The sequence below is a fragment of the Streptomyces sp. NPDC048337 genome (assembly GCF_043201175.1).
Classification (GTDB): domain Bacteria; phylum Actinomycetota; class Actinomycetes; order Streptomycetales; family Streptomycetaceae; genus Streptomyces.
In genome coordinates this window covers 1-25,433 of the sequence record NZ_JBICYR010000014.1, presented here as the reverse complement: position 1 = coordinate 25,433, position 25,433 = coordinate 1, and the positions used below count along the sequence as shown (strand labels likewise).

The window sequence follows — 25,433 nt, the reverse complement described above, 5'->3', positions numbered from 1 at the left end:
TCCGCAAAGTGCCGCACGCCGCCCCCCCCCCCGTCCGCCCCCCGGTCTAACCCCCACACCCCCCCGACCCCGGGGGCGGGGTGCGCGCCCTCCCCCCCCCGCCCCGCGGCTTCGGCGTTCCGGCATTCCGGCGTCTCGGCCTCGGACACGCCCGCGACGCGCACACATGGGCGCACGGCTGTGCGGGGACGGAGTACCGTCCCCACACAGCCGTGCGCCCGTCGGGCCGGACCGGGGCCCGGCCTCGCCCCGCCCCGACTAGATGTACTCGGTGTCCGGGTCGAGGCCGACGAGCACCCGCCCGTACGCCTCGAACCCGCCGAGCGTCGCCAGCAGCCCGTGCAGCGACAGCCCCTGGATGTCGCGGTGGACCCGCTGGAACGCCCCGGCCTTCGCGATGACCGAGGCGCCGCTCACCGAGTGCAGGGTGTCGACGGCCTCCTTCGCCAGCTGCACCGCGTAGGTGATCCGGCCGCGCGTCTCGACCCGCTCCTCGATGCTCAGGCGCTCGCCCGCGTCGGCGGCCTCCTGGATCCGGCGGGTGTAGGCGGCGGCCAGCGCCTCCGCCGCCGCGATCTTGTTGGCGGCCGCGGCGACCTGGAACTGGACGTACGGGTGGTCCCGCGTCTCCGTCCAGTGCGAGTAGGCGATGCCCTTTCCGGGGAGCTTCTCCAGGAACAGTTCGAGGGCGGCCCGCGCCATGCCCACGTACGCGGCCACCGACAGTGCCATCACGTACAGGGTCAGCCCGTACTCGCGGCCGCTCGCCGCACCGGCGTTGGAGCGCCCCGCGACCTGGCCCTCCAGCACCTCGTACCCGTCGACCACCCGGTGGGCCGGTACGAAGTGGTCCGTCAGCGAGGTGGTGGAGCTGCCGGTGCCGGCGGCGGCGGAGACGTCCCAGTCGTCGGCGATCGCCATCGCCGAGGCGGGCACCACCGCGTACACCTCCTCGTGCTCGTCGTCGTCACGCTCGACGAGGGCGGCGAGGATGTTCCAGTCGGCGCCGCGGATGCCGGTGTTGAAGCGCCAGCTGCCGTTCAGCACGAAGCCGCCCTCGACGCGCGTGGCACGCCCGGTCGGGGTGAAACCGCCGGAGACCCGGAGCGAGCCGCCGGCGTAGATCTCCTGCTGCGCCTGGTCGGGGTACTGCGAGATCAGCCACGCACTGGAGATCCAGGCGTTGGCGACCCAGCCGGTGGAACCGCAGCCGCGGGCGATCTCGGCGACGATGTCGAACTGGTCGGAGAGCGGCAGGTCCAGGCCGCCGTAGGCCCGCGGCACGGCGGCGCGGAACACGCCGGCCTTGTCCAGCAGGTCGACGTTCTCGTCGGGGAGCCAGCCTCGCTCCTCGGCCTCGCGGCCGTTCTCGCGCAGTTTCAAGGCGATGTCCTTCACCGCGCTCACCACGGAAGCGGCGTCGGTACCGGTCGACGTCATCAATGTCTCCTCTAAGGCCGTGTCAAAGCCTGAATCGTTGCCTGAATCGCTGCGTGAATCGCTGCCGGAATCGTTTCCCGGGCCGATCTTACCGGCGCCGCATTCCCTTGCCGGAAATTCCGTCCACCGGCCAGTCATTCCCGGCACTCGGGGCCTGGATGACCAGCGGATTACCTGTCGGTGGGCCGCCGGTTCAACGGGTTTCGGTACCGTCGTCTGGAATCCGTGTCCGGAGTGTTCAGCCACCGTCAAGAAAGCGGGTCACGACCAGCATGAGCAGCATTCCTGGAATCACCGTCGACTTCGATGTCGACAACCCCGACCTGACCGGCGACACCGACATCCAGAACGAGATCTTCCTCCAGCTCTTCAATTCTGGTGACGGCGCCCTGTTCGACCTCCTGTACCGCGACGACGCCATCTCGAACTTCTCGGGCGCTCCGCTGACGGGCGAGGCCCGCCTGGCCTTCTTCAAGGAGTTCCTCGCCCCGAAGCCGCTCCTCAAGGCCGAGGTCACGCACTCGTACGTGGCCGGCGACGTGGCGCTGATCGGCGTGAACTTCAGCGTCGACAGCACCGGCCCCGACGGCGAGCCCGTCCGCATCGCCGGTTCCTGCACGGACGTGCTCCGCAAGGGCGAGGACGGCCGGTGGCTCATGGCCGTCGACCGTCCCGTGGCGGGCACGCTCCTGCCGGAGTGAGACGCGGCTCCCGGTCCGGCCGGCTACCGCACGGCCGGCCGGACCGGGGCCGTCCCTCTCCCCCACCCACATGCAGCAACGGAAAGGAAGGAAGCACCGACATGGACCGTGAGGTGAACGGCACCGTGGACCTGGACACCAAGTGGCTCCGGCGGTTCGGCCCCGCCCACACCGGCGTACCCGCCCTCGTGTGCTTCCCCCACGCCGGCGGTGCCGCCAGCGCCTACCTCCCGCTCGCCCGGGCCCTCGCGCCCGGCCTGGACGTCCTGGCCGTCCAGTACCCGGGCCGCCAGGACCGCCGCCTTGAGGAGCCGTACGCCGCGCTCACCGACCTCGCCGACGCCGTGGCGCGGACCCTGATCCCGCTCACCGGCCGCCCGTACGCCGTCTTCGGTCACAGCATGGGCGCCGTCATCGGCTACGAGACCGTCCGCCGGCTCGCCGCCCTCGGACTCCCGCTTCCGCAACGGCTGTTCGTGTCCGGGCGGGGTGCGCCCACCGCCCGGCCCGCCGTCCACGACCGGCTCGTCACCGATGCGCAGGTGCTGGCCGCGGTCCGGATGCTCGGCGGCACCGGGCCCGCCGTACTCGACGATCCGGAGATGCTCGGGATGCTGCTGCCCGCGCTGCGTGCCGACTACCGCGCGCTGGGCTCGTACGGCTGGAGCGGCGGCGACCGGCTGCCCGTGCCGGTGACCGCCCTGATCGGCGACAGCGACCCGGTCGTCACGGTGGCCGAGGCCGGCCGCTGGGGCGAGCAGACCAGCGCCGACTTCTCCCTGCACGTCATGCCCGGCGGGCACTTCTACCTCCAGGAGCAGATCGGCCGGGTCGCGGGCGTCATCACGGACGGTCTCGCCGCCCGCTCGACGGCGTGATCGCCGCGGTGGTGCGCGCCCCGGCCGTCACCGCCGAGGTGTTCCGCGATCCGCCCGCCCCGGCCCCGCCCTTCCCCGCGGAGGCCGCGCTGGTGGCGGGTGCGGTGGAGGGGCGGCGCAGGGAGTTCACGGTCGTACGGTCCTGCGCCCGCGCGGCGCTGGCCCGGCTGGGCGTGGCTCCCGCGCCCCTTTTGCCGGGTCCCGGCGGCGCCCCGCGCTGGCCGGCCGGCATCGTCGGCAGCATGACGCACTGCCGGGGCTACCGCGGCGCGGCCGTCGCCAGGGCCGCGGAACTGCGCTCCATCGGCTGCGACGCCGAACCCAACGGACCGCTGCCCCGTCCCGGCATGCTGGACATGATCGCGCTCCCCGGGGAACGCGCGTGGGTACGCGCGCTGGGCCTGCGGGAGCCTTCGGTGCACTGGGACCGGCTGCTGTTCAGCGCCAAGGAGAGCGTGTACAAGGCGTGGTATCCGCTGACCGGCCGCTGGCTGGACTTCGAGGAAGCGGTCGTCACCCTCGATCCGCGGGCCGGCACGTTCCGGGCGGAGCTCCTGGTACCCGGTCCCGAGGTGGACGGGCGGGAGCTCACCGGTTTCGACGGCCGCTGGACGGCCGACCGCGGCCTGCTGCTGACGGCGGTCGTCGTTGCCGCCGCGGCCGCCGGATAGGCGGCCCTTCCCACGAAAGCGGCGCGGCCGGTGTGCCAGCACACCGTCCGCGCCGTGATGCCCTCTTGCCCTCGCCCTCGCCCCGTCCGGGCTCAGCGCTGGCTGTCGTCCGTCCAGATGCGGCTGCTGAGGTCGGTGCCGCGCAGCACCTGTACCCGCCACGGGTCGATGCGGATCAGCTGGTAGCCGGGGTCGGTCACGCCGCCGCGCCAGAAGTTGCGCGGGTTGTAGCCGACGCCCGCCGGACTGCCCTTGCGGTACAGGTCCCAGGCGTACTGCTTGGTCTCCATGTCGTCGACCCAGGTGGACATGGAGTCGATGAACACCGCGTTCTGGCGGGGGTTCCAGTACGAGTACGTCGTCGCCGGGTTGTTGGCCAGGTGGGCGGCCTTCACCGGGGTCTTGTACGCCGCCAGCCAGCCGACGGGCCGGCCGTCGACCGTCTCCCAGATCGGCAGCAGCACGCGGGCCCGCGGCCGCTGCTTCTTGTCCACCGTGATCATGGTGCAATAGACAATGTCACGAATATATTCGTAGAACTTGTCTTCGATCTCGGAAAACTTCTCCACGCGCGCAGCCACGGCGCCTCCCATCCGCTTTCTCAATTTCGCAGCGGACTTGAATACGCAACGCCCGCGTGTAGCCAGCATGCATCCTGGCGAACCCTTGCGGAAGAGGGCACTTCAAAGGAACCTAGTCACCGCCGGGGTACCACGGGTGGCCGACGGAGCCCTGTTGACGGACCCCTGGCGACCTCGGCAGACGGACAGATGGCTGGCCAGGGCACCGATCGGACCTGGCTTCAAGAATCCCTCAAGATACGCGTGGTGGGATGGCGGCTGAAAACCGTTTGTGGGGGCGGGTGCCAGCTATGTAAACAGATGACGAACCGTCGCTTACATCGAGCCGGAAACAGTTATTGGGTGGCAGGATTCGTCTCCTGCAACGAGGAGGGGGCATATGCATTTCCGTCTGCTTGGTCCGTTAGAGGCGCTGGCCGCCGATACTCCCGTTTCCCTGGGTGGGGCGAAGCAGCGCGCCACGCTCGGTTATCTACTCCTTCACGCCAACCGAGTCGTCGCGACGAGCCGGCTGCTGCGGGCCCTGTGGGACGCCGGGGACAGCCCTCCGACCGCCCGCAAGATCCTCCAGAACGCCGTCTGGGGGCTGCGGGGCGTCCTGGCCGGTGCTCCCAGCGATCCCCGCGATCCCTCACCCGCTCCCGAACTCCTCACCCAGGCGCCCGGCTACATGCTGCGGATCGACCCCGAGCTCGTCGATCTCTCCGTCTTCCAGCAGCGGGCCACCCAGGGGCGCGCCGAACTCGCCGCCGGCGCCCCGGAGACCGCGGCCGCCCTGCTGCGCGAGGGGCTGGCGCTCTGGCGCGGCCCGGTGCTCTCCGACCTCGCCGAGACGGGGATCTCCTGGCCGGAGCTGGACGCCGCGAACAAGGTGCGGCTGGACGCCATGGAGGACCTCTTCGACGCCGAGCTGAGCTGCGGTCACCACCATTCGGCACTCGGCGGCATCGAACTCCTGGTCGACGCCGAGCCATTGCGGGAACGGGCGTGCGGGCAGCTGATGCTCGCGCTGTACCGGTGCGGGCGGCAGGCCGACGCGCTCAACGTCTACGACCGGGTGCGGTCTGCCCTGGTGGAGAACCTCGGGCTGGAGCCCGGGCGCGGCTTGCAGATGCTCCAGCGCGCCATCCTGACCCACGACCCCGCACTGACCCTGGACGACGAGCCGATGCTGTACGGGACCCGCCCGGCCGCCCGGCCGTCGGTACGGCTGACCGGGGAGGGGGAGCGGAACGGGAACACCCTCACCGCGCTCCCCACCCCCGTTGAGGCACGGACGGCGCCGGCGCCCGCGCGGCCCGAGCCCGCGACGCCGGGCCCCGGGGCCCGTGTCCCGGCGCAGCCGTCGCCCTCGGGGCCGGTGGCCCGGCGGGTGCCGGTGAGCACCCTGCTGGTCAGCACCCGGGGCGGCGGGGACCTCATCGCCCCGCTCCCGGAGGAACTGGAGGACCTGGACGGCACGCTCGACCGGCTGCGGCTGGTGATCCAGGAGGAGGTCGAGGCGTTCGGCGGCCTCGTGGCCGCCACCATCGGGTCGGTCACGCTGGCCCTCTTCGGGGCCGGGGAGCCCAGCTCGGGCAAGGACCCGGAGCAGGCGGTGCGCGCCGGGGTCGCCATCCGCGACCTGCTCTCCGCGGAGCCCGGAGTGCTCGTCCGCGCGGCCGTGACGACGGGGAGCGCCCTCGTCCGCCACCGCCCGGACATGCTGCCGCACGTCTCGGGGACCCTGCTGGACGAGGGGCAGGCGCTGCTGGCCCGGGTGCCGGACGGGGAGGTGTGGATCAACGGGCCCGCCCGGCTGGCGACCGCGCACATCGTGACCTGCCAGCCGGCCTCGGACCTGTGGGATTCCTGGCGAGTCGGCGGCGTGTGCGGGCAGGGCGGCTGCCCGGCGGTCGACCGGGTGCCCGAACTGGGCATCCTCAGCGGGCTGCTGGACTGGGCCCGGGACCGCTCGGTGCCCCACCTGGTGACCGTGCTGGGTGACCCGGGGGTGGGCCGTACGCATCTGCTGATGGAGTTCACGCGCAGCGTCTCCGAGCAGTCCGCGGACGCGGCGCGGATCGTGGTCGCGCGCGCCGGCGGCACGGCCGGTCCACTGGACCTGCCCGCCGAGATACTGGCCCGGTGCTGCCGGATCCGGGCCGGCGACTCCCCGTCCACCGCGCAGGAGAAGCTCGCGTCGGTGATCCGTACGCTGCCGCTCGACCCGGTGCGTCAGGCACAGCTGCGCGCGGGCCTGTTGCCGCTGCTGCCGCGGTCGGACGCCCGAACCCCGGGTGCGGAGCGGGAGATCCTGGACCGGTGGGGCGAGTTCATCGTCGCGCTGGCCGGCATGGAACCGCTGGTGGTGGCCATAGACGACCTCCACCGGGCGGATCCGCTGCTGCTCGACCGCATCGAGTCGCTGGCGGACTCGGCAGGGGAGGCGGCCCTGCTGCTCGTGGTCACGGCCCGGACGGAACTGCTGGAGCAGCGGATGGACTGGGGCGGCGGCAAGCGCCGCGTCTCCACCATCACCCTGCTCCCGCCGGTGGAGAGCCCGGTGTCCGAACCACTGCCGAACGCGTGCCCCGTCTAGGGCGGACGCTCCGTCGGATCAGACGAGACCTCGCATACCGTGCCGGTCTCCGGGGGCGCGTTCCCCGGAGACCGGCACGGTGCGTCACGCCCCGGTCAGGCGCTCGCCGTCGTGGGCCCGGAAGAGCCCGATCACGGCGCGCAGACCCGCGTCGAGCTGGGCGATCTCCGCGTCGGTGAGGTACAGCGACGGCTCGAACCGCAGCGTGTTCACCGCGCTGGCGGTGGGGAACGTACGGATCCGGTGCTCGCGCAGCAGGTATCCGGCAACGGTGTAGCCGAGCAGCGGGGCCGCCTCGCGGATGGCCGGGGAGGCCGAGTCCGCCTGGTCGCGGAACTCCAGGCCGAGGATCAGACCTCGTCCCCGGACCTCCTTGACCACGTCGGGGAACTCCTCCCGAAGCGCGTCCAGCGTGGCCTTGAGCCGCCCGCCGCGCTCCGCGGCGGTGCGGTACGCCGCTCCGCCGTCGGCTTCCAGGAGTTCGAGCACCTTCTGCGAGATGTGGCAGGAGAAGGCGTCCTTGGCGAAGGTCGAGCTGTGCACCAGCTCGAATTCCTGCCGGTATCGGGACTGCCGGACGAGCATCACCGAGGTTTTGGCGATTCCGCCACCGAGGCTCTTGGCCAGCGTGTAGTAATCGCCGACCAGGCCGATCTGGGAACTCGCCAGGAATGCGCCGGCCCGGCCCATTCCGCTCTGCACCTCGTCGATGATGACCGGGCAGTCCACCTCTGCGGTCACGCGCTGGATCTCACGGGCGAACTCCTCGTCCACCTCGCGAATTCCGCCTTCGCCCTGGATGGGCTCCAGGACGAACGCACAGAAGACCGGGGCGTTGCGCCGTACCGCGTGCACCGCACCGTCGGTGACGACCAGGTCGAGGACGTCGCCCCGCTCCTCCTCGACCACGGCCTTGAGTACGTCGGCGCGGCCGAAGGGGATGAACCGCGCCTGCGCGGCGAGCGCGGCGAAGGGCGCGCGGTAGCCCTCGTTGTGGGTGAGCTGGACGCTGCCGACGAGCTTCCCGTGGAAGCCGCCCTCCAGGGTGAGGAATACCGGCGGCCGACCGGTCTGCTCCTCGTTGCGCCGGGTGATCTCGGCGGCCAGCGCCTCGAAGCCCGCCTCGCCCCGCTCCTGCCCGGCGGCCGGTTCGGCCAGCCCGGCCAGTGCGTACGTCCCCGGCGCGACGGCCGCGCCGGCGGCCACGGCCGCCCGGGCCGCGCTCAGGTTCCCGGCCAGCTCGGCCTTGAGTTCCGCGAGCCGCATGCCGCGGTCCAGCTCGGCGTGCTTGACCGCCGCCTCGACGGCCTCGGCGCCGGTGTTCGCGAAGATGGCGGAGTACGGCTCGCTCGCGCCGGTCTCCCGCCGCACGATGCGGTTCAGGGTGTTGGCGACGTCGTTCGCGTACGGGTGCCGCGAGAACTGTGCGTGCACCGGCACCTGGCGGGAGATCAGCTCCCGCGCGTGCGCGGCGATCTCCGGGTGGTTGTGCCCCAGGAGGACGGATCCGTAGCCGCCGGCGAAATCGACGACCGGGACCTCACCCCCGTCCGGAGCCGCATAGAAGAGGGTATTTCCCTCGGCGCGCACGTACTCGACGTCGAGTCCGACCGATGACAGCCATCCCAGAAGATATGGCTCCGCGAGCTGAAGCTCGGCAGGGGTGCTATTCATGGCGGCCACCCTAACCACTTCCGCACAACGGGCCGGAAATGTCGGGGAACCCCATGGTAATCGAATGCCCTTGGCGGACCTGCTGAGCGACCGGTTACCGGCCGGTGCCCGCCGGTTGAGAAGAGCGTGGGTGATGCCCGCATATCTTTTGTTCCGGTAAATTACCGGAAGGGCGCGAAATGAATTCTGTAACGACCGAGACTCCGGCAGGCCGATCGGCGGCCGCCCGGACTCCGGCCTCGCTGCGTGAGGTCATGTCCCAGTTCGCGACCGGCGTGACGGTGCTGTCCGTCGGGGGCGAGTCCATCCACGGTATGACCGCCAACGCCTTCACCTCCGTCTCCCTCGATCCGCCGACCGTCCTGGTGTCCATCGCGCACAGCGCGGTCATGTACCAGGCGATCACGGCGGCCGGGCACTTCGGCGTCTCGATCATGGAGGCGGGCCAGGAGGGACTGGCCCGTTTCTTCGCCGACAAGAAGCGCCCGCTGGGGCCCGCCCAGTTCACCGGGGTCGACTGGACGAAGGGCGAGCGCACCGGCGCTCCGTTGCTGGCCGGCGCGCTGGCGTGGCTGGAGTGCGAGGTGACCGAGGCGTACGACTCGGGCGATCACACCCTCTTCATCGGAACGGTGGCCGACGCCGGCCTCGGCGACCGGGGCGCGGGCGGCCTGCTGTTCTACGACGGCGCCTTCCAGCGGCTCACCCCGCGCGTCCGATGACCGCCCCGGCACCGGGCTGGGACACCGTCATCGGCCCCGGCTTCACCCAGGCCCTGCAGGAGGGGCTGTCCCGGGCGTCCCGCAGGCCCCGGCCCCGGGTGGCGGCCCCGGCGCTCCCCCCGGCCGCCGGGGTCCCCGCGGCGCGGGAGCCGATCGCCGTGCCGTCCCGGGCCGCTGCCGGACGTCCCACCCCGCAGGACCGGCTCGAAGCGGTGCTCTGCCGGTTCGAGGCGGCGCTGCCGGCCGCGCTCCCGCCCTCCTCCCGCGCGGACGACGCACTGCGCCGCGCCCTGACGGAGCGGGCGCGGGCGACCCTCGCCGACGCCCTCGGCATCCCCGCGGCCCCCGTCCGCCGGGGCGGCGGGACGCCCGTCCGGCTCGGCGCGGTGGCCGTCTCCCTGCTCATGGAGTGCGCGGTCCTCGAACTCTCCGATTCCGGGTGCCTGACCGGGGCCGCCGTACGGGCCCTCGGCACGGCACTGCGCGAGGCGGCGGCCGACACCGAGGCCGAGTCGCGTACCGGCTCCGGCGCGGCGGAGGCGGACTGCTGTTGGCATGAACAGCGCTGGTTCTCACGGGAGTTGCACGACCACGTGGCGGTGGGCATCACCACGGCCCGGCTGCTGCTCGCCGAGTGCGACACCGCCCCCGGCCACGCGGCCCGGGCAGGCGGGCCGGACGGCCGGCCCGCCGACCCGCGGCGCTTCCAGCGTGCGCTGCGGACCCTGAGCGAGGCCGACGCCCGGCTGCGTTCGCTGGTCTTCGGGACCGGGGAGAAGGTGGAACTCCCGCCGCTTGACGACGCGTTGCGCGCGTTCACCGAGGACGCCGCCCCGTCCGGGGTCGAGGTGTCCATCCGCGTGACCGGGAACGAGGCGCTGCTTCCCGACGCCCACCGCCGCGACGTCTTCCTCACGCTGCGCGAGGCCCTGCGCAACAGCTTCGACCACGCGCGCGCGGAGCACGTACGGGTGTCGGTCCGGACCACCCGGCGGTGGGCGTACGCCCGGGTCGAGGACGACGGACTCGGCTTCGACACGCAGCGCGCACTGGGGCCGGGCCACCGGCACCAGGGGCTTCGGTCCATGGCCGAGCGCATCGAGGACATCGGCGGCCGGCTGACCGTCCGCAGCTCGCCCCTGGACGGCACCCTGGTCGAGGCTCACCTGCCGCTCCAGCCCGTCACCGGCCACCACCCGCCGGTCCTGCCGCGCCACGGCCGCGTGCAGGCCTGAAACCGGCGCCACGACCGCACGAGAGAGGGCCGGCCCCGTCACCGGGGCCGGCCCTTTCCCGTTCGAGGCGGGGGCTCAGACGTTCCAGGCCCCGGCGGCCGCCGCGTCCTTGACGAAGTCGGCGAAGTCGCGCGGCTCCCGCCCCAGGACCCGGCGCACCGTGCCGGTCGGTTCCGCGTTGCGGTTGTCGCGGATCTGCCCGACCAGGTCGGCCACGAACAGGGCGTAGTCGGCGGGCACCTCGTACCCGACGAGCTCGGCGACGTACTCCTCGTGCGTGACGGGGACGTACTCGATCTCCCGGCCGGTGACCCGGGAGATCTCCTCGACCGCCTCGGCTATGCCGATCGCCCGCGGCCCGCTCAGCTCGTACGTCTGCCCCGAGTGGCCCTCGTCGAGCAGCGCGGCGACCGCGACGGCGGCGACGTCCTCGGCGTCCACGAACGGCTCGCGCCCGTCACCCGCCGGCAGCGCCACCCGCCCCTCGCGTACGGAGTCCAGCAGGACGCCCTCGTCGAAGTTCTGGTTGAACCAGTTGGGGCGCAGCACGGTCCACTCCAGGCCCGAGTCGCGGACCGCGGCCTCGCCCGCGACGAGCGACTTGCCGCCGACCTTGTCGGTCACCCGCGCCTGGAGCAGCACCAGCCGCCGCACCCCGACGCCGGCGGCGAGGGCGGCCAGCTCCCGGATGTGGGCATCGGCGTCCCACACCCCGGGCTTGTCCTGCATGTCCACCAGGTAGGCGGCGTCCGCGCCGGCCAGGGCCGGCTCCCAGGTACCGCGGTCGTCCCAGTCGAAGCGGACCTCGCCCGCGCGGCTGGCGGCGCGGACGGTGGCGCCGCGCTCCTGGAGCCCGCGGACGACACGGCGGCCGGTCTTGCCGGTTCCGCCGAGCACCAGGACGGTCGTGCCGGTCTTGTCGGTGTGACGGCTGTTGTCGGTCATGACGAACGGTTCCTTCCATCGGAGTGAGGACACGCGAACGGGCCACCCGCCGCCTCGGCGGCCGGGTGGCCCGGTGGGGTTCGTACCGGCCCGGAGGGGGAAGCCGGGCCGGTGGCTTTACAGGAAGGGGGTGTCGGGGGCGAGGCCGAGGATCGCGCGCCCGTGCACTTCCTGGTTGGTGTTGAAGGCGAACATGGCGTGCAGCGACAGACCGGTGATGTCCCGGTGGTAGCGCTGGATCGGGACGTCGCGCTGGATCGCCGAGGCACCGCTGGCCTCGAACAGGATGTCCACGGCCTCCTTGGCGAGCTGGATGGCGTACGCGCCCTGGCCCCGGGAAGCGGCCCGCTCCTCGATGGTGGGCAGGGTGCCGGCGTCGGCGTGCGCCTGGAGGCCGCGCAGCTGGCCCGCCTGGAGCCCCTCGGCGGCGGCGATCTTGTTGGCGGCGGTGGCGACCTGGATCTGGGTGACCGGGGAGAGCTTCTGGTCGGTCCAGGAGGTGTAGGTGATGCCGCGGCCCGGGAGCCGGTCGAGGAAGAGCTCGTAGGCGCCCTTGGCGATGCCGATGTAGGAGGAGGTCGCCAGGGTGGTGATGGTGGGGATGAAGGCGTAGTTGCGGCCGTTGGCACCGGTGTTGGAGCGGTCGCCGGTGGTTCCGCCGAGGATCTCGATCAGGCTGACGACCCGGTGGGCCGGCACCGTCACGTTCTCGGCGATGACGCTGGAGCTGCCGGTGGCGGCGGCCGAGGAGGCGTTCCAGTCGTCGACGATGGTGAGCTCGGAGACGGGGACGACCGCGGCGAACGGGGCCGGGGTGCCGTCGGCGCCCGGGAGCAGGGCGGCGAGGATCGCCCAGTCCGCGCCGCGGACACCGGTGAGCCACTTCCAGGAGCCGTTGAGGACGAAGCCGTCCTCGGCCGGGGCCAGCGTGCCGGTGGGGGTGAAACCGGTCGAGGCGCGGACCGAACCGCCGGCGAAGAACTCTTCCTGGGCGCGGTCGGGGAAGAAGGTGAGGACCCAGGCGCTGGAAACCCAGAGCATCGAAACCCAGCCGGTCGCCGTCTCGGCCCGGGCGATCTCGTTCAGGATCTCGGCCTGCTGGGCGATGGGGGCGTCGATACCGCCGAAGCGCTGCGGCACGGAGAGGCGGAACACCCCGGCGTCGTCGAGCAGCTTGATGTTCTCCTCGGCGATCCAGCGGCGCTCCTCGTTCTCGGCCCCGCTCGCACGGAGCGTCGGGACCAGCGACGACACCTCGCTGCGCACCGCCGCGACCGCCGTGTCAGTCGTGCTCATTCTGCTCTCCTCAGCATTGAGAATTCATTGATGACGCGTGACGGGAGTGGTTCACCGGGGTGCACGGGGGTGCACCGAAATCACCGCACCCGAATACGCATTCAAAAACCGGCTCCACCAACATGCCGACTTGCGACTCCTATTCTCCCGATGCCCGGTCACAGGCCGGTAATCACAAACTCTCCGGAAACTCTCCCCGCGTCCTCGCCCTGTTCTCCGGGCCTGCGCGCATCGGATCCCACGGCGGTAAGGAAGGCGGCGAAAGCTGCTGGACGAAAAGAAAACGCACGTCGCTCCGGCCGGGGGAGGGCCGGAGCGACGCGCGTCGGTGGGGCTGCCGCACCGGGCGGCCGCGATCGGGTCAGTGCACGGCCGCCGCGGGCTCCGCGGCCTCGGTCGCACCGGCGGCCGGGGCGTCGCCGCCCGCGGGGGCCTGCTTGCGGACCCCGAAGAGGCTGATGAGGGCGGCCACCGCGGCGAAGGCCAGCGGAACGATCAGCGCGGTCCGGTACGCGTCCAGGCCGGCGGCGGCCTGGTTGCCGTCGGTCGCGGCGACCAGCACACCGGTGGCGGCGGACAGCCCGAGCGCCGCGCCGAACTGGAAGGAGGTGTAGAGGAGGCCGCCGGCCACGCCCTGCTCCTCCTCGGCGATGCCCTCGGTGCCGGCGATGGTCAGCGGACCGTACGCCAGGGAGAAGGCCATGCCCAGGATGACCAGGCTCGGCAGCATCGCCAGGTAGGTCCAGTCGGCGCCGAGCCGCAGGAAGAGGGCGTAGGCCAGGGAGGCCAGCAGCAGGCCGCCGAAGATGACCTTGCCGTTGCCGAACTTCTCGACCAGCTTCGGGGTCACCGTCGGGGACAGGATCGCGTCGATGCCGATGACGATCATCGCGAGGCTGGTCTGGAGGGTCGACCAGTCGCGCAGCTCCTGCAGGTAGAGCACGACGATGAACTGGAAGCCGAAGAAGCCGCCGGAGAAGAGCAGGGCCGACAGGTTCGAGCGGACCAGGGCGCCGTTGCGGAAGAGGCTCAGGCGGACCAGCGGCGAACGGGACTTGCGCTCGATGGAGACGAAGACCAGGAAGAGCAGCAGGCTGGCGGCGACCGTGCCGACCGTCCACAGCCCGCTCACGTGCGGGGCCCGCTCGACGGCGAAGACCAGCAGCAGGATGCCGGCGGTGACGCTCAGCGCGCCGCCGAGGTCGACGGGCTCGTCCCCGCGCTGCGGCTTCTCGGACTTGGGGATCAGGGCGAGGGCCGAGATCAGGATGATCGCCGAGAGGACGACCGGGGCGAAGAACACCCAGCGCCAGCTGACGGCGGTGAGCAGACCGCCGACGACCAGACCGATGGAGAAACCGCCGGCCGCGGTGCCCGAGTAGACGAGCAGCGCCTTGTTGCGCTGGGCCCCCTCCTCGAAGCTGGTGGTGATGATCGACAGGCCGGCGGGCGCCATGAAGGCCGCGGCGACACCGGTCACGAAGCGCGCGACGAGCAGCATCCAGCCCTCGGTCGCGAAGCCGCCGAGACCGGAGAAGAGCAGGAAGACGGTCAGCCAGAAGACGAACATCTGGCGCCGGCCGAACAGGTCGGCCGCGCGGCCGCCGAAGAGCATGAAGCCGCCGTAGCCGAGGACGTACGAGCTCATGACCCACTGAAGGGTGCTGGTGGACAGGCCGAGGTCCTCACGGATCGAGGGCAGCGCCACGTTGAGCATGGCGACGTCGATGCCTTCGAGGAAGATCGCGCCACACAGCACGAACAGCACGCCCCAAGCGCGCCCGCTCATACGGTCGGTGCCACTGTCCGGTGGGGTTTGCGGTGCGGACACAGAAATCTCCTTGAACACGCAGGAATAATTCTAGAAGAGGCGGCCAATTCCCGCGGTGCCCGTGAGGATCCATTGAGGATTCAGTGAGGCACGACGGCCTGATAGGGGCGGTTGCGAGACCCTGCCGGTTCCCTCTTGTAACCACCAGCAGCTTGCGGCAGGCTGACTGACCATGGAAGAAGGCACTTTGAAGTCACCGACGCACTGCACGGGAACCGACGAGGATTACCTGATCCGCCAATGGGACGTCCGCGAGGGCTGTGAAGTGCGGCAGATCCTCGACCGGGTGGCCGACAAATGGTCACTGCTGGTCATCGCGTACCTCGAACACCACTCGCTGCGCTTCTCCGAGCTGCGGCGGATGATCGAGGGCATCAGTCAGCGCATGCTGACCGTGACACTGCGTCAGCTCGAACGGGACGGCCTGGTCCTGCGTACGGTCCATCCCGTCGTCCCGCCCCGCGTGGACTACGAGCTCACTCCGCTCGGGGCAAGTCTGCACGACACCATCCAGGCCCTGGTCGACTGGACCGAGGCCCACCAGACGCAGATCGCCTCGGCCCGTGCCGACTACGACAGCCGTCTGCAGCTCGACACCAACGTTTCATGACCCGTTCGGGGTCCTGAACCGGTGCCCGGAGGACCATGGCGCTTGAGTACCCGTACTCAAGCGCCACCACCGTCTCCGGGTGCAGGATCGGGGCATGCTCTGGTCCGATCCGAAGAACGAGCCGCCGAAGGACATGCGCGACGCGCAGGCGATGATCCGGCGGCTGACGGTGGTGCTCGCCCTCGCCATGCTCGTCGTGGTCTACGTCCTGGGCGTGGGCTTCTAGCGCCGCGTGCCCGGCTGGGCGGCGGCCGGGCCGGGCGGATGCCGGGGCCTTCCGGAGGGGCCGGCCCGCGCCCCTACGATGGCCCCATGACCGTCACTCCGCTGCCCGCGAGCGGGCGCAAGCTCGTCCTCGCCTCCGCCTCCCCCGCGCGACTGAACCTGCTGCGGCAGGCCGGGCTCGCTCCCCACGTGATCGTCAGCGGGTTCGACGAGGACGCGCTGAACCACGACGAGCCGGCCGCCCTGGCCCTCGCGCTGGCCGAGGCGAAGGCGGGGGTCGTGGCGGCCCTGGAGGAGGCCGCCGGGGCGCTGGTGATCGGCTGTGACTCCGTACTGGAGCTGGACGGCGAGGCGCTGGGCAAGCCGGCGGACGCCGAGGAGGCCACGGCGCGCTGGAAGTCGATGCGCGGGCGGTCCGGGGTGCTGCGCACGGGGCACTGCGTGATCGACACGGCGGACGGCCGTCAGGTCTCGGCGACGGCTTCCACGACGGTCCACTTCGGCGAGCCGACGGACGCGGAGGTGGCGGCGTACGTGGCGAGCGGCGAGCCGCTGCACGTGGCGGGCGCGTTCACCCTGGACGGGCTGTCGGCGCCGTTCATCGAGGGCATCGACGGGGACCACGGCAACGTGATCGGTCTCTCGCTGCCGCTGCTGCGTTCCCTGCTGGGCGAACTGGGCGTGTCCATCACGGACTTGTGGGCTTGAGCTCCCCGAGCGGCGGCGGAGGCGGCGTGTCCCGTACGTCGCCCTCCGCGGCCCCGATCTCGCGCCCTCCGGCGTAGAGCGTCAGGGTGAGGACGAGCAGGCACAGGATCAGCATCATCACGGCGAAGGCGCCCCAGCCGACCAGGGCGACGGCGAGGACGCCGAGGACGCCGTGGGTGACGGCGGCGGAGACGAGCACGACGCGGGCGAAGCGGCCGGGCTCCCGGTCGCGTATCGCGGTCAGGGCGGCGAGTGCGGCGGTCAGGAGCAGGAAGGCGCCCATGCCGGCCCCGAGCCCGTAGGTTGCCTTGGACATGACATCCGGATCGCTGCCCGCGATGGACATCGACTGGTTCTCCGTGGTCCGCCCCAGCACGAGGTGGACGAGCACGAGCAGGGCCGCTTCCGCGACGAGCACGATCGCGGCCAGCCCGGCCACGAGTCTGCGCAGCACCTCGTCCCCACCCCCACGCGTCACAAGCCCGTTCGACGCCTGGAGGCTACTAACGGGTAAACGTGCGGACAAGGGGTGCGGGCCGCTTCGTTACGGTAGGACCCCCGCAGGGCGATCAAGCAAAGAAAATGTGGGCCGTTCGTAGGGACTCGACAAAGAATCACCCGGGCCCGCTGACCGGCCGGACAGAGACCTTGGATACATGACGGGGTTACTGTGCAGTCGGGGATCCCCCTGACCTGGGGCGCCACAAGGCTTTCCCAGTCCAGGCGACCGCGCATCACACTCTGTGTGGGCAAGGTCACCACTGGGGAAGGGTCGAAAGGCCGTGTGGGCTGTCCCTAAACTCAGCTTGTTTCAAGGAGGGAGCCATCGTGCGCAAGGTGCTCATCGCCAACCGTGGCGAAATCGCTGTCCGCGTTGCTCGGGCCTGCCGGGACGCCGGGATCGCGAGCGTAGCCGTCTACGCCGACCCGGACCGGGACGCTCTGCACGTCCGCGCGGCCGACGAAGCTTTCGCGTTGGGCGGTGACACCCCGGCCGCCAGCTACCTGGACATCTCCAAGGTCCTCCAGGCCGCAGCCGACTCCGGTGCGGACGCCATCCATCCCGGATACGGCTTCCTCTCCGAGAACGCCGACTTCGCGCAGGCCGTCATCGACGCGGGCCTGACCTGGATCGGCCCGCCGCCGCAGGCCATCCGGGACCTCGGTGACAAGGTCGCCGCCCGTCACATCGCCCAGCGGGCCGGCGCGCCCCTGGTCGCCGGCACCCCCGACCCCGTGTCCGGGGCCGACGAGGTGGTCGCGTTCGCCAAGGAACACGGCCTGCCCATCGCCATCAAGGCCGCCTTCGGCGGTGGCGGCCGCGGCCTGAAGGTCGCCCGCACCCTCGAAGAGGTGCCGGAGCTCTACGAGTCCGCCGTCCGCGAGGCCGTCGCCGCCTTCGGCCGCGGCGAGTGCTTCGTCGAGCGCTACCTCGACAAGCCGCGGCACGTCGAGACCCAGTGCCTGGCCGACTCCCACGGCAACGTGGTCGTCGTCTCCACCCGTGACTGCTCGCTCCAGCGCCGCCACCAGAAGCTGGTCGAGGAGGCCCCGGCGCCGTTCCTCAGCGAGGCGCAGAACGCCGAGCTGTACGCCGCCTCCAAGGCCATCCTGAAGGAGGCCGGCTACGTCGGCGCCGGCACGGTCGAGTTCCTGGTCTCCGCCGACGGCCTGATCTCCTTCCTCGAGGTCAACACCCGCCTCCAGGTCGAGCACCCGGTCACCGAGGAGGTCTCGGGCATCGACCTGGTGCGCGAGATGTTCCGCATCGCCGACGGCGAGGAGCTGGGCTACGGGGACCCCGTCCTGCGCGGTCACTCCTTCGAGTTCCGCATCAACGGCGAGGACCCGGGCCGCGGCTTCCTGCCCGCGCCCGGCACCGTCACCAAGTTCGCCGCGCCCTCCGGCCCCGGCGTGCGCCTCGACACGGGCGTCGAGTCGGGCTCGGTCATCGGCCCGGCCTGGGACTCGCTCCTGGCCAAGCTGATCGTCACCGGCGCCACCCGCGAGCAGGCCCTGCAGCGCGCCGCCCGCGCGCTCGCCGAGTTCGAGGTGGAGGGCATGGCCACCGCCATCCCCTTCCACCGCGCGGTCGTCACCGACCCGGCGTTCGCCCCCGCCGACGGCAGCCCGTTCACGGTCTACACCCGGTGGATCGAGACCGAGTTCGTCAACGAGATCCCGGCGTTCGCGGCCCCGGCCGCGGAGGAGACCGAGGAGGAGCCGGGCCGCGAGACGGTCGTCGTCGAGGTCGGCGGCAAGCGCCTGGAGGTCTCCCTCCCGTCCTCGCTCGGCATGACCCTGGCCCGTACGGCCGCCGCCGGCGGTGCCAAGCCCAAGCGCCGCGCCGCCAAGAAGTCCGGCCCGGCCGCCTCCGGCGACACCCTCGCCTCGCCGATGCAGGGCACGATCGTCAAGGTCGCGGTCGAGGAGGGCCAGCACGTCGAGGAGGGCGAGCTGGTCGTCGTCCTGGAGGCGATGAAGATGGAGCAGCCGCTCAACGCGCACCGCTCCGGCACCATCGTCGGCCTCACGGCCGAGGTCGGCGCCTCCATCACCTCGGGCGCCACCATCTGCGAGATCAAGGACTGATCCCGCGAGTCGCACAGGAACGAAGTCGGCCCCCAGGACCCTTTCGGGTCCTGGGGGCCGGTGTCATGTCCGGCTCCCTGTGGTTACCAGGTGCCGGCCGGTGCCTCCCAGCTCTTCAGGGGGCTGTCGAACCCGCCGTCGGTGCGGGCCTTGAAGGTGAAGGCCGCCGTGCCTCCGGCGTAGTAGTTGTACATGATCGCGATGTCGTCGCGGCCGTCCTTGTCGGTGTCACCGGACACCGGCATCCCGGCGTTCTCGCCGTACCAGTACCCCTCCGGGGTGTCCCAGCTCTTGACGTCCTCGTTGACCCCGCCGTCGGCCTTGCCGGTCAGGGTGAACAGGGCCGAGCGGCCGTTGTCGTACCTGAACATGATGGCGGCGTCGGCGCGGCCGTCGCCGTTGTAGTCGCCCGAGGTGAGCTTGGACCGGTTGTAGTCCCAGTTGCCAGGGGTCCGGCTCCACGACCGGAGCGGGGTCGCGAAGCCGCCGTCGGTCTTGCCGAGCAGGGTGTACATGTCGACCGCGCCGTTGCTGTGGCCGTACAGGGCCAGGATGTCGTCGCGGCCGTCGCCGTTGAAGTCACCGGTGACCTGCTTGGACTCGTTCCAGCACCAGCTGCCGTTGGCGGAGCGCCAGCTGGCGAAGGAGGCGTTGAACGTGCCGTCCGCCTTCGAGAGGAAGGTGTGCGTGCCGGTGGTGCAGCTGCCGTGGTCGTACATCATGGCCACGTCGTCGCGCTTGTCGCCGTTGAAGTCGCCGGCGACGATCTTGGCCGAGTTGCCCGACCAGTTGCCGGGGGCGACGTAGGCGCTGCGCCCGAGGCTGGTGAAGGTTCCGTCGGCGTTGCCGAGGAAGGTGAACAGGCCGTTGCCGCCGTCGCTGTAGGCGTACAGCGCGGCCAGGTCGTCGCGGCCGTCGCCGTTGAAGTCACCGGAGGTCCACTGCGAGTGGGAGTTGTTCCAGTTCCCCTTCCCGGTGACGTAGCCGAGGGTGGGGGCGCTGAATCCGCCGTCCTCCCTGGCGGGCACGAGGTAGATCGCCATGGCATCGCTGCCGTAGTCGTAGACGGTGGCCATGTCGGAGCGGCCGTCGCCGTTGAAGTCGCCCGACAGGTCGGTGCGCTTGTCGGCGGTGCGGTCGGTCGCCTTGTGCTCGACGCTGACGCCGGTGGTGTGGTTGTGGCGGATGTAGCCGCCGGAGAAGTCCTCGCGGGGGCCGCCGTAGACGTCGTACTCGTCCGACTGCGGGTAGCCCAGGAAGCTCTTCTCGGCACCGAGGGCGACCCACTTCTCGCGGATCGTGCCGCGGACCGACCAGGCCTTGCCGGTGGTCGTCGTCCAGTAGATGGAAGCCGTGTCGGCCGTCTGGCCGCGGTGGCGGAAGTGGTTGTACCGGGCGATGCCGTCCGCGTGGTTGGTCTCGTCGGTGGTCGGGTAGCCCAGGTAGCCGCTGGGGCCGCCGAGCTCGATGTACTTCTTGTAGACGGTGCCGTGGATGGACCAGGAGCCGAATTCGGGCGCCCAGTAGATGGCGCCGCTGCCGCCGGATCCGGAGAAGGTGGAGAAGGCGCCCACCTGGTCGAAGGTCCGGTTCTCGTCGGAGGTCGGGTAGCCCATGAAGCCGGTCTCGGCTCCGAGGCTCATCCACTTGGTGCGGATGCCGTTGACGACCGTCCAGGCGCCGGTGCTCGGGTGCCAGTAGATGGAGCTCTTGTCGCTGGTGTCGCCGTCCCTGCGGAAGTGCACGAAGCGGCCCACGTGGTCGGTCGATTCGGTGACGTCGCTCATCGGGTAGCCCAGGGCCGCCGTGCCGCCCTTGGCGAGGAACTTCGCCAGGATCGGCCCGCACAGCGAGCGCGGGGTGGTTGTACCGGGCTTGGTGAACGCCTGGCACTGGGACCAGGGCGTGCCGCCGAGGACCAGCTTGCGGCCGGGGCCGAAGGCGGAGCCGTTGGTCAGGGCGCGGCCCGGGAACTCGGTGATCTCGCCGTTGCCGTCGCGCGACCAGAGGTCGGCGAAGCCGTCCTTCTCGAAGTCGCCGTTGGTGGACAGGTGCGGGTAGGCGGCGCCGGTGAAGCCGGTGCCGATGGAGTTCGTCCGGGCGGCCGGGTCCCCGTACACCGCCAGGTCGATGAGCGCGGGCGACGCCTCGTCGGTGGTCTTCTTGCTGGTGTACTCGTGGATCTTGCCGCTGACCGTGTCGCGGGCCCAGATCTCCGGGAGCGAGTCGCCGTTCAGGTCACCGGGAGAGATGACCGTCATGTTCTGCCAGTCGGCGTTGCCGAGTGGCCTCGGCTCAAGGCCGGGGAGGTCGACGAAGCCGTCCGGCTGCCCGAAGTAGAGCCACAGCTTGGCGCCCTCCTTGACCAGCATGTCGGGCTTGTCGCTGTCGTCGGTCTTGCCGTCGCCGTTGTCGTCGTTGACGCTGCCGATCACCACGACCTGCTCCGCGGTGGTCCAGTGCTCGTTCTCGTCGGAGTAGGTGTCCAGCTCGAACGCGTTGGAGTCGACGGGCCGGAGGTCGCCGTCACCGTTGCCGGGGTAGACCCACACGGTGTTGCGGCTGGGGTCGCTGTTGCTCGGCCGCAGGGCGACGAGGTCCTCGTAGTAGTCCGTGTCCTGCCAGCTGCCGCGGTGGCTCAGCGACTTGGTGTTGGCGAAGGACCCCCGCTCCAGCTTCCTGGACAGGTCGAACGAGCCGTCGCCCTTGCCCGGGTGCATCCACAGCTGGGCCGAGCCCGGGTCGATGCTCCAGATGTCGACGGCGCCGTCGCCGTTGAGGTCGCCCGGCTTGTCGCGGACCGGCTGGCGCTTGGCGTAGAAGAGGTACGACTTCAGGTTGGACCGGTTGGCGGAGGCGTCCAGGCTGCGGACGTACAGCGTCTGCGGGCCGGCCGTGGTCGGGGTGTACTTGACGTCCACCGAGCCGCCGGCGGCGGCCGGGCTGACCTCGCGGACCTTCGGGTCGGACTCCGTCCACCACTGGTACTTGGTGATGTCCTTCTCGCCCCCGGCGTTCAGGGTGAAGGTCCCCTCGCTACGGGCGTAGCCGGTGTTGTCCGGGTTGTTCTCGGGGAACTGGGCCGACGTCACGCCCGGCAGACGGCTGGGGGCGGTCCGGTCGATGGTGAACAGGCACTGGCCGGCCCAGGGGCCGTCCCCTGTGCCGTCGCCGCCCCGTACGTCCCATCGGTAGGTGTCACTGCCGAGGGGCAGGGCGGGGATCCTCAGCGTCGCGACGTTGCCGCTGGCGACGGGGACCTTGACCTTCTTCAGCGTGCCGTAGTCGCTGGCCTTCCAGTAGTGGAACTCGGCGGACAGCGAGTTGTCCTCGGCGTCGGAGATGCGGGCGCGCAGGACGATCTCGTCGGTCACGCCGATCTGGCCGCCCGTGCACGGGACCGACGGGTCGGTGGTGCGGTCGCTCGGACGCGCGGGCAGCGTGTTGAACTTGGTCGAGATGCGGGCGCTGTCCGGGTTGAACTTGCGCCACGACACGTCGACGGTGTCGTTGGCGGACTTCAGGCCCAGGGTCCACGACGACCAGTGCAGGCGGGCGGCGTCGGCCACCGCGGAGGTCACGCTCAGCTCGATGGTGTCGCTGTCTCCGGGGCAGTTGCGCCCGCCGAAGGACTGCCCGGAGGAGTCGACGAGACGGCTCCAGTTGGGCTGGTTGTTCCAGGTGGTGGACCGGCTGATGGTGCCGGTGTCCCAGATCTGGAGCTGACCGGACTGGCAGCTCCAGGAACCCGCGGACTTCTGCTGGATGCGGAAGGTGGAGTCGATGATCTGCTTGTCCCACAGGGTGCCCATGCCGACCTGGAAGAAGGTCTTGGCGCAGACGGTCCCGCCGTTGGCGGCGTCCTTGGCACAGCCGACGCGGGCCTCCTTGCTGAGGGTGCCGCCGTTCCAGTAGTTGGTGCCGGCGGAGTTCGCGAAGGCCGTGTGCTTGTACGCGATCGCCCAGGCCGACTTCCAGTCGTCGCGCCACACCGGGTCGATGACGACCGGGTACACGGTCTCGGGCGCGGTGAGCAGCTTGCGGTCCGGGGTGAGGGTGAGCTTGCCACCCTTGAGGTCGACGCCGAGGTCGGCCTGCTTGGACCCGTTGGCGATGCCGTCGACGGCGGGCACGGGGTCGGCCGGGGCCTGGGCGGCGGGGGCCTGCGGCGCCTGGGCGGCAGCGGCCTGCGCGGCGGCGGCCTCCGCGGCCGGGGCCGCCTGGGCGGCGGCGTCGGCGCCGGATCCGGGCAGGGCCTTCGGGGCGGACGCCTTGGGCGTGGCGGGCTTCGGGGCCGTCGTTCCCGTGGTGGACTCGGGCAGCACCTTCTCGGCGCCGGAGTCCCACATCTGCGGCTTGGCAGCACTGAACACGGTCTTGCCGGAGGGGTCCAGGGCGCGCAGCTCGCCGTTGGCCTCCTTCTTGACCGTGAGGCCCTTGCCCTCCAGACCGAAGTCGAGGGTGGCGAGGGCCGGGTTCTCGGCGGCCTTGCGGTTCTTGACGACGATCTGGTGGGAGAAGCCGTTCACGTCCGCGGTGACCCGGAGGTCCACACCGTCGAGGACGTTGGCGTACGTGGCGCTGTTGCCCTCCAGCTTCGGGGCGGGCAGCGGCTTGGGCCAGGTGAGGGAGACGTCCCGGCCGTCCTTGCGCATGGTGACCAGCGGGGCCGCACCACCGCCGGAGAGGCTGAGGCCGACCGCGGCGGCCGCCGGGGCTATCCGCCCGTCCGACTGCTTGGCCAGGGTGGTGTCCGCGTCGACGAGCTTCCCGCCGCGGTAGACGCGCACCGGAACCAGCGCGTGGTTCGCGGTGAGGGTTCCGTCTGGATTGGCCCAGATGTCGTCCGTCTCCGTGCGCTTCGAGGCGATCTCGACGGCCTTACCGGACTTCTTCGCCTCGCCCTTCGCCTTGGCCTCAGCGGCCGCGTCGGACAGCTGCTCCTTGGTCTTGCCGGCGGTGGCGTTGGGCGTGCCGGCCGCGGCGGCGGGCACGCCGCCGAGCAGGGTCGCGGTGAGCGCGGCGGCGGTCAGCGCGGTCGTCGTGGCGACGGCCGACCTTCTGCGGGAGGGCGGATCGTCGACGCGGGCGCGCGTCGGGAGTGGTCTCACTGACAGGTCCTCAAGGTCTGATGGGGTGGCCGCGCCGGGGCGGCGACCGATGGCTGAGACGACCTCGCACCCATGGCCTGATTTCAGCCATCCTGGCGATCGGTCACCGACTGTTCGAATGATTTGTAGCAGCCGGGGAAAGCATTTCCAGACGCAAGTCCCCCGCGGGCCCCGAGCATGATCAGGCCCGACAAGAACTCGCCCCAAACTTGGTCACCTTCGCTGTACAACCTTTTCGCGACTCGCTGACCTGGGCACGGACGCTGACATTCCGTTTGTCGCCACCCCAGGGACCTTCGACGCGCCGCCTGTTCGCTTGTTAGGTTCAGCGCCGTTGCTCATTAGCGCGGTGACTGGAATACCGCGCGCGACGCGTTGGAGTGTTCGAATTTTGAAAAGATCCCAGGCGCACGCTCTGCGTGCGCCTTTGAGGCGTGTCTGGCGGTGGCCGATACCGGTCCTGGCGCTCAGCATGCTGACCGCCGGCCTCACCGCCACCCCCGCCATGGCGGCCGGTTCCGACCTGAAGAAGCCGGGACTGCAGAAGCTCACCAAGGTCGGCGGAGCCCCCGTCACGGGCAAGCCCGCAGCCGGACCTGCCGAGTCGCAGAAGAAGGCGTGGAAGTCCTCCGCACCGAAGATCGCCTGGCCCAAGTCCGGCACGGCTGAAATCGCCCTGCCCGACGCGTCGGCTCCGCCGGTCGTCAGCCTGAAGTCGGCCCCCCAGGGCACGGCGGGGGCTTTTGCCCTCGGTCCGTCGAAGGCCCCGGGCAACCCGGTCAAGGCGGGGACCCTCCCGGTCACCTTCGCCGCGCTCCCGGCCTCGGCAGCCGCGGGCCCGAAGTCGGGTCTGAAGGCCGCTCCGCAGTCCGACATGGCCGCTGCCGATCAGGTGAAGCTGAAGGTCGACCTGCACGACCAGACGGCCGCGAAGAAGGCCGGCCTGGCCAACAGCCTCCTGCTGTCGGTAAAGCGCACCGACGCGGGCACGAGCTCGGCTCCGGTCTCGGTGGAGCTGGACTACAACACGTTCAAGAACGCGTACGGCGGCAGCTGGGGTTCCCGGCTCCGCTTCACGGCTGTTCCCGCGTGTGCGCTGACCACGCCGGACAAGCCCGAGTGCAAGGGCAGCTTCCCGGTCACCACCAAGAACGACCCGGTGACCGGCAAGCTGGTCGCCACGTTCACGGCGCCGGCGGCCAACGCTCCCGCCCAGTCGCCCGTCTCCTCGGAGAAGGCCGACATGAACCTGTCGTCCGCCCCCTCCGCGGTCATGGCAGCTTCGGGCAGCCAGGGCATGATGCTGGCGGCGTCTCCGGGTGCCGACGGCGCGAACGGCACGTTCAAGGCCACCTCCCTGAACCCGTCGGGCTCGTGGCAGGCCGGTGGCGCTGCGGGTGACTTCTCCTGGTCCTACCCGATGGACATCCCGGCGTCGCTGGGCGGCCCGAGCCCGTCTCTGTCGCTGGGCTATTCCAGCGCGCAGATCGACGGCCGCACCTCGGCCTCCGCCCAGCAGACCTCATGGGTCGGTGACGGCTGGGACCTCGCGTCGAACTACATCGAGCGGGGCTACGTCCCCTGCAGCCAGGACAAGGCCGCAGGCTCGGGGTTCAACAACCCGAAGGACGA

18 protein-coding genes and 1 pseudogene are annotated in these 25,433 nt (G+C 71.1%); 11 read left to right on the top strand and 8 right to left on the bottom strand.

Going from position 1 to position 25,433, the window contains the following annotated elements; all coding sequences use genetic code 11:
- Positions 1-258: 258 nt before the first annotated feature.
- Positions 259-1,440 (bottom strand): acyl-CoA dehydrogenase family protein, encoded by a 1,182-nt coding sequence (locus ACGFYU_RS22315; protein WP_393829051.1) that lies wholly within the window; start codon positions 1,438-1,440, stop codon positions 259-261.
- 272 nt (positions 1,441-1,712) lie between these two features.
- On the opposite strand from ACGFYU_RS22315, the gene ACGFYU_RS22310 reads away from it, so the two are divergent.
- From ACGFYU_RS22310 to ACGFYU_RS22300, 3 genes are all read left to right on the top strand, one after another.
- Positions 1,713-2,141: a YybH family protein gene (locus ACGFYU_RS22310; RefSeq protein ID WP_393829050.1), complete on the top strand. Its 429-nt coding sequence runs from the start codon at positions 1,713-1,715 to the stop codon at positions 2,139-2,141.
- A gap of 101 nt (positions 2,142-2,242) precedes the next feature.
- On the top strand, positions 2,243-3,019 hold the full coding sequence (locus ACGFYU_RS22305) for a thioesterase II family protein (protein WP_393829049.1): 777 nt from the start codon (positions 2,243-2,245) through the stop codon (positions 3,017-3,019).
- Positions 3,016-3,690 (top strand): 4'-phosphopantetheinyl transferase, encoded by a 675-nt coding sequence (locus ACGFYU_RS22300; protein ID WP_393829048.1) that lies wholly within the window; start codon positions 3,016-3,018, stop codon positions 3,688-3,690. The genes ACGFYU_RS22305 and ACGFYU_RS22300 overlap by 4 nt, the downstream gene beginning before the upstream one ends.
- A gap of 92 nt (positions 3,691-3,782) precedes the next feature.
- Here ACGFYU_RS22300 and ACGFYU_RS22295 read toward each other — a convergent pair whose 3' ends face one another.
- On the bottom strand, positions 3,783-4,271 hold the full coding sequence (locus tag ACGFYU_RS22295; protein ID WP_393829047.1) for a pyridoxamine 5'-phosphate oxidase family protein: 489 nt from the start codon (positions 4,269-4,271) through the stop codon (positions 3,783-3,785).
- A 379-nt stretch (positions 4,272-4,650) separates the two neighbouring features.
- On the opposite strand from ACGFYU_RS22295, the gene ACGFYU_RS22290 reads away from it, so the two are divergent.
- Positions 4,651-6,852 carry a BTAD domain-containing putative transcriptional regulator gene (locus ACGFYU_RS22290; protein ID WP_393829046.1) on the top strand — a complete coding sequence of 734 codons (2,202 nt, stop codon included), beginning with the start codon at positions 4,651-4,653 and terminating at the stop codon, positions 6,850-6,852.
- An 84-nt stretch (positions 6,853-6,936) separates the two neighbouring features.
- Here the strand turns inward: ACGFYU_RS22290 and ACGFYU_RS22285 are convergent, their stop codons facing one another.
- Positions 6,937-8,526 carry an aspartate aminotransferase family protein gene (locus ACGFYU_RS22285; RefSeq protein WP_393829045.1) on the bottom strand — a complete coding sequence of 530 codons (1,590 nt, stop codon included), beginning with the start codon at positions 8,524-8,526 and terminating at the stop codon, positions 6,937-6,939.
- Between the two features lie 179 nt (positions 8,527-8,705).
- On the opposite strand from ACGFYU_RS22285, the gene ACGFYU_RS22280 reads away from it, so the two are divergent.
- Both ACGFYU_RS22280 and ACGFYU_RS22275 read left to right on the top strand, forming a co-directional pair.
- Positions 8,706-9,248, top strand: coding sequence for a flavin reductase family protein (locus tag ACGFYU_RS22280; RefSeq protein ID WP_393829044.1), 543 nt, complete (start codon positions 8,706-8,708; stop codon positions 9,246-9,248).
- Positions 9,245-10,483, top strand: a complete 1,239-nt coding sequence (locus tag ACGFYU_RS22275) for a sensor histidine kinase (protein WP_393829043.1) — start codon at positions 9,245-9,247, stop codon at positions 10,481-10,483. Before ACGFYU_RS22280 ends, ACGFYU_RS22275 begins: the two co-directional genes overlap by 4 nt.
- A 75-nt stretch (positions 10,484-10,558) precedes the next feature.
- Here the strand turns inward: ACGFYU_RS22275 and ACGFYU_RS22270 are convergent, their stop codons facing one another.
- The 3 genes from ACGFYU_RS22270 to ACGFYU_RS22260 form a co-directional block, all read right to left on the bottom strand.
- Positions 10,559-11,428 (bottom strand): NAD(P)H-binding protein, encoded by an 870-nt coding sequence (locus ACGFYU_RS22270; protein ID WP_393829042.1) that lies wholly within the window; start codon positions 11,426-11,428, stop codon positions 10,559-10,561.
- A gap of 117 nt (positions 11,429-11,545) precedes the next feature.
- Positions 11,546-12,724 (bottom strand): acyl-CoA dehydrogenase family protein, encoded by a 1,179-nt coding sequence (locus tag ACGFYU_RS22265; protein ID WP_393829041.1) that lies wholly within the window; start codon positions 12,722-12,724, stop codon positions 11,546-11,548.
- 361 nt (positions 12,725-13,085) lie between these two features.
- Positions 13,086-14,513: an MFS transporter gene (locus tag ACGFYU_RS22260; protein ID WP_393829202.1), complete on the bottom strand. Its 1,428-nt coding sequence runs from the start codon at positions 14,511-14,513 to the stop codon at positions 13,086-13,088.
- Between the two features lie 214 nt (positions 14,514-14,727).
- Here ACGFYU_RS22260 and ACGFYU_RS22255 point away from each other — a divergent pair, with 214 nt between their 5' ends.
- The 3 genes from ACGFYU_RS22255 to ACGFYU_RS22245 all read left to right on the top strand — a co-directional run bounded on the left by ACGFYU_RS22255 (position 14,728) and on the right by ACGFYU_RS22245 (position 16,098).
- Positions 14,728-15,165 (top strand): winged helix-turn-helix transcriptional regulator, encoded by a 438-nt coding sequence (locus ACGFYU_RS22255; RefSeq protein ID WP_393829040.1) that lies wholly within the window; start codon positions 14,728-14,730, stop codon positions 15,163-15,165.
- A 94-nt stretch (positions 15,166-15,259) separates the two neighbouring features.
- Positions 15,260-15,391 carry a morphogenic membrane protein MmpB gene (gene mmpB / locus ACGFYU_RS22250; RefSeq protein ID WP_328961944.1) on the top strand — a complete coding sequence of 44 codons (132 nt, stop codon included), beginning with the start codon at positions 15,260-15,262 and terminating at the stop codon, positions 15,389-15,391.
- A gap of 86 nt (positions 15,392-15,477) precedes the next feature.
- Positions 15,478-16,098 carry a nucleoside triphosphate pyrophosphatase gene (locus ACGFYU_RS22245; RefSeq protein WP_393829039.1) on the top strand — a complete coding sequence of 207 codons (621 nt, stop codon included), beginning with the start codon at positions 15,478-15,480 and terminating at the stop codon, positions 16,096-16,098.
- On the opposite strand, the gene ACGFYU_RS22240 is transcribed toward ACGFYU_RS22245, so the two are convergent.
- The gene (locus ACGFYU_RS22240) at positions 16,079-16,552 is read right to left on the bottom strand and encodes a hypothetical protein (protein ID WP_393829038.1); all 474 of its coding nucleotides are present in this window, start codon (positions 16,550-16,552) and stop codon (positions 16,079-16,081) included. The genes ACGFYU_RS22245 and ACGFYU_RS22240 overlap by 20 nt on opposite strands.
- A gap of 374 nt (positions 16,553-16,926) precedes the next feature.
- Here ACGFYU_RS22240 and ACGFYU_RS22235 point away from each other — a divergent pair, with 374 nt between their 5' ends.
- Complete coding sequence (locus ACGFYU_RS22235; RefSeq protein WP_393829037.1) at positions 16,927-18,690, top strand: acetyl/propionyl/methylcrotonyl-CoA carboxylase subunit alpha; 1,764 nt, start codon at positions 16,927-16,929, stop codon at positions 18,688-18,690.
- Between the two features lie 83 nt (positions 18,691-18,773).
- Here the strand turns inward: ACGFYU_RS22235 and ACGFYU_RS22230 are convergent, their stop codons facing one another.
- Positions 18,774-23,801 carry an FG-GAP-like repeat-containing protein gene (locus tag ACGFYU_RS22230; protein ID WP_393829036.1) on the bottom strand — a complete coding sequence of 1,676 codons (5,028 nt, stop codon included), beginning with the start codon at positions 23,799-23,801 and terminating at the stop codon, positions 18,774-18,776.
- A gap of 472 nt (positions 23,802-24,273) precedes the next feature.
- Between ACGFYU_RS22230 and ACGFYU_RS22225 the strand changes: the two are divergent.
- Positions 24,274-25,433: pseudogene (locus ACGFYU_RS22225) on the top strand (hypothetical protein); the annotation flags it as partial.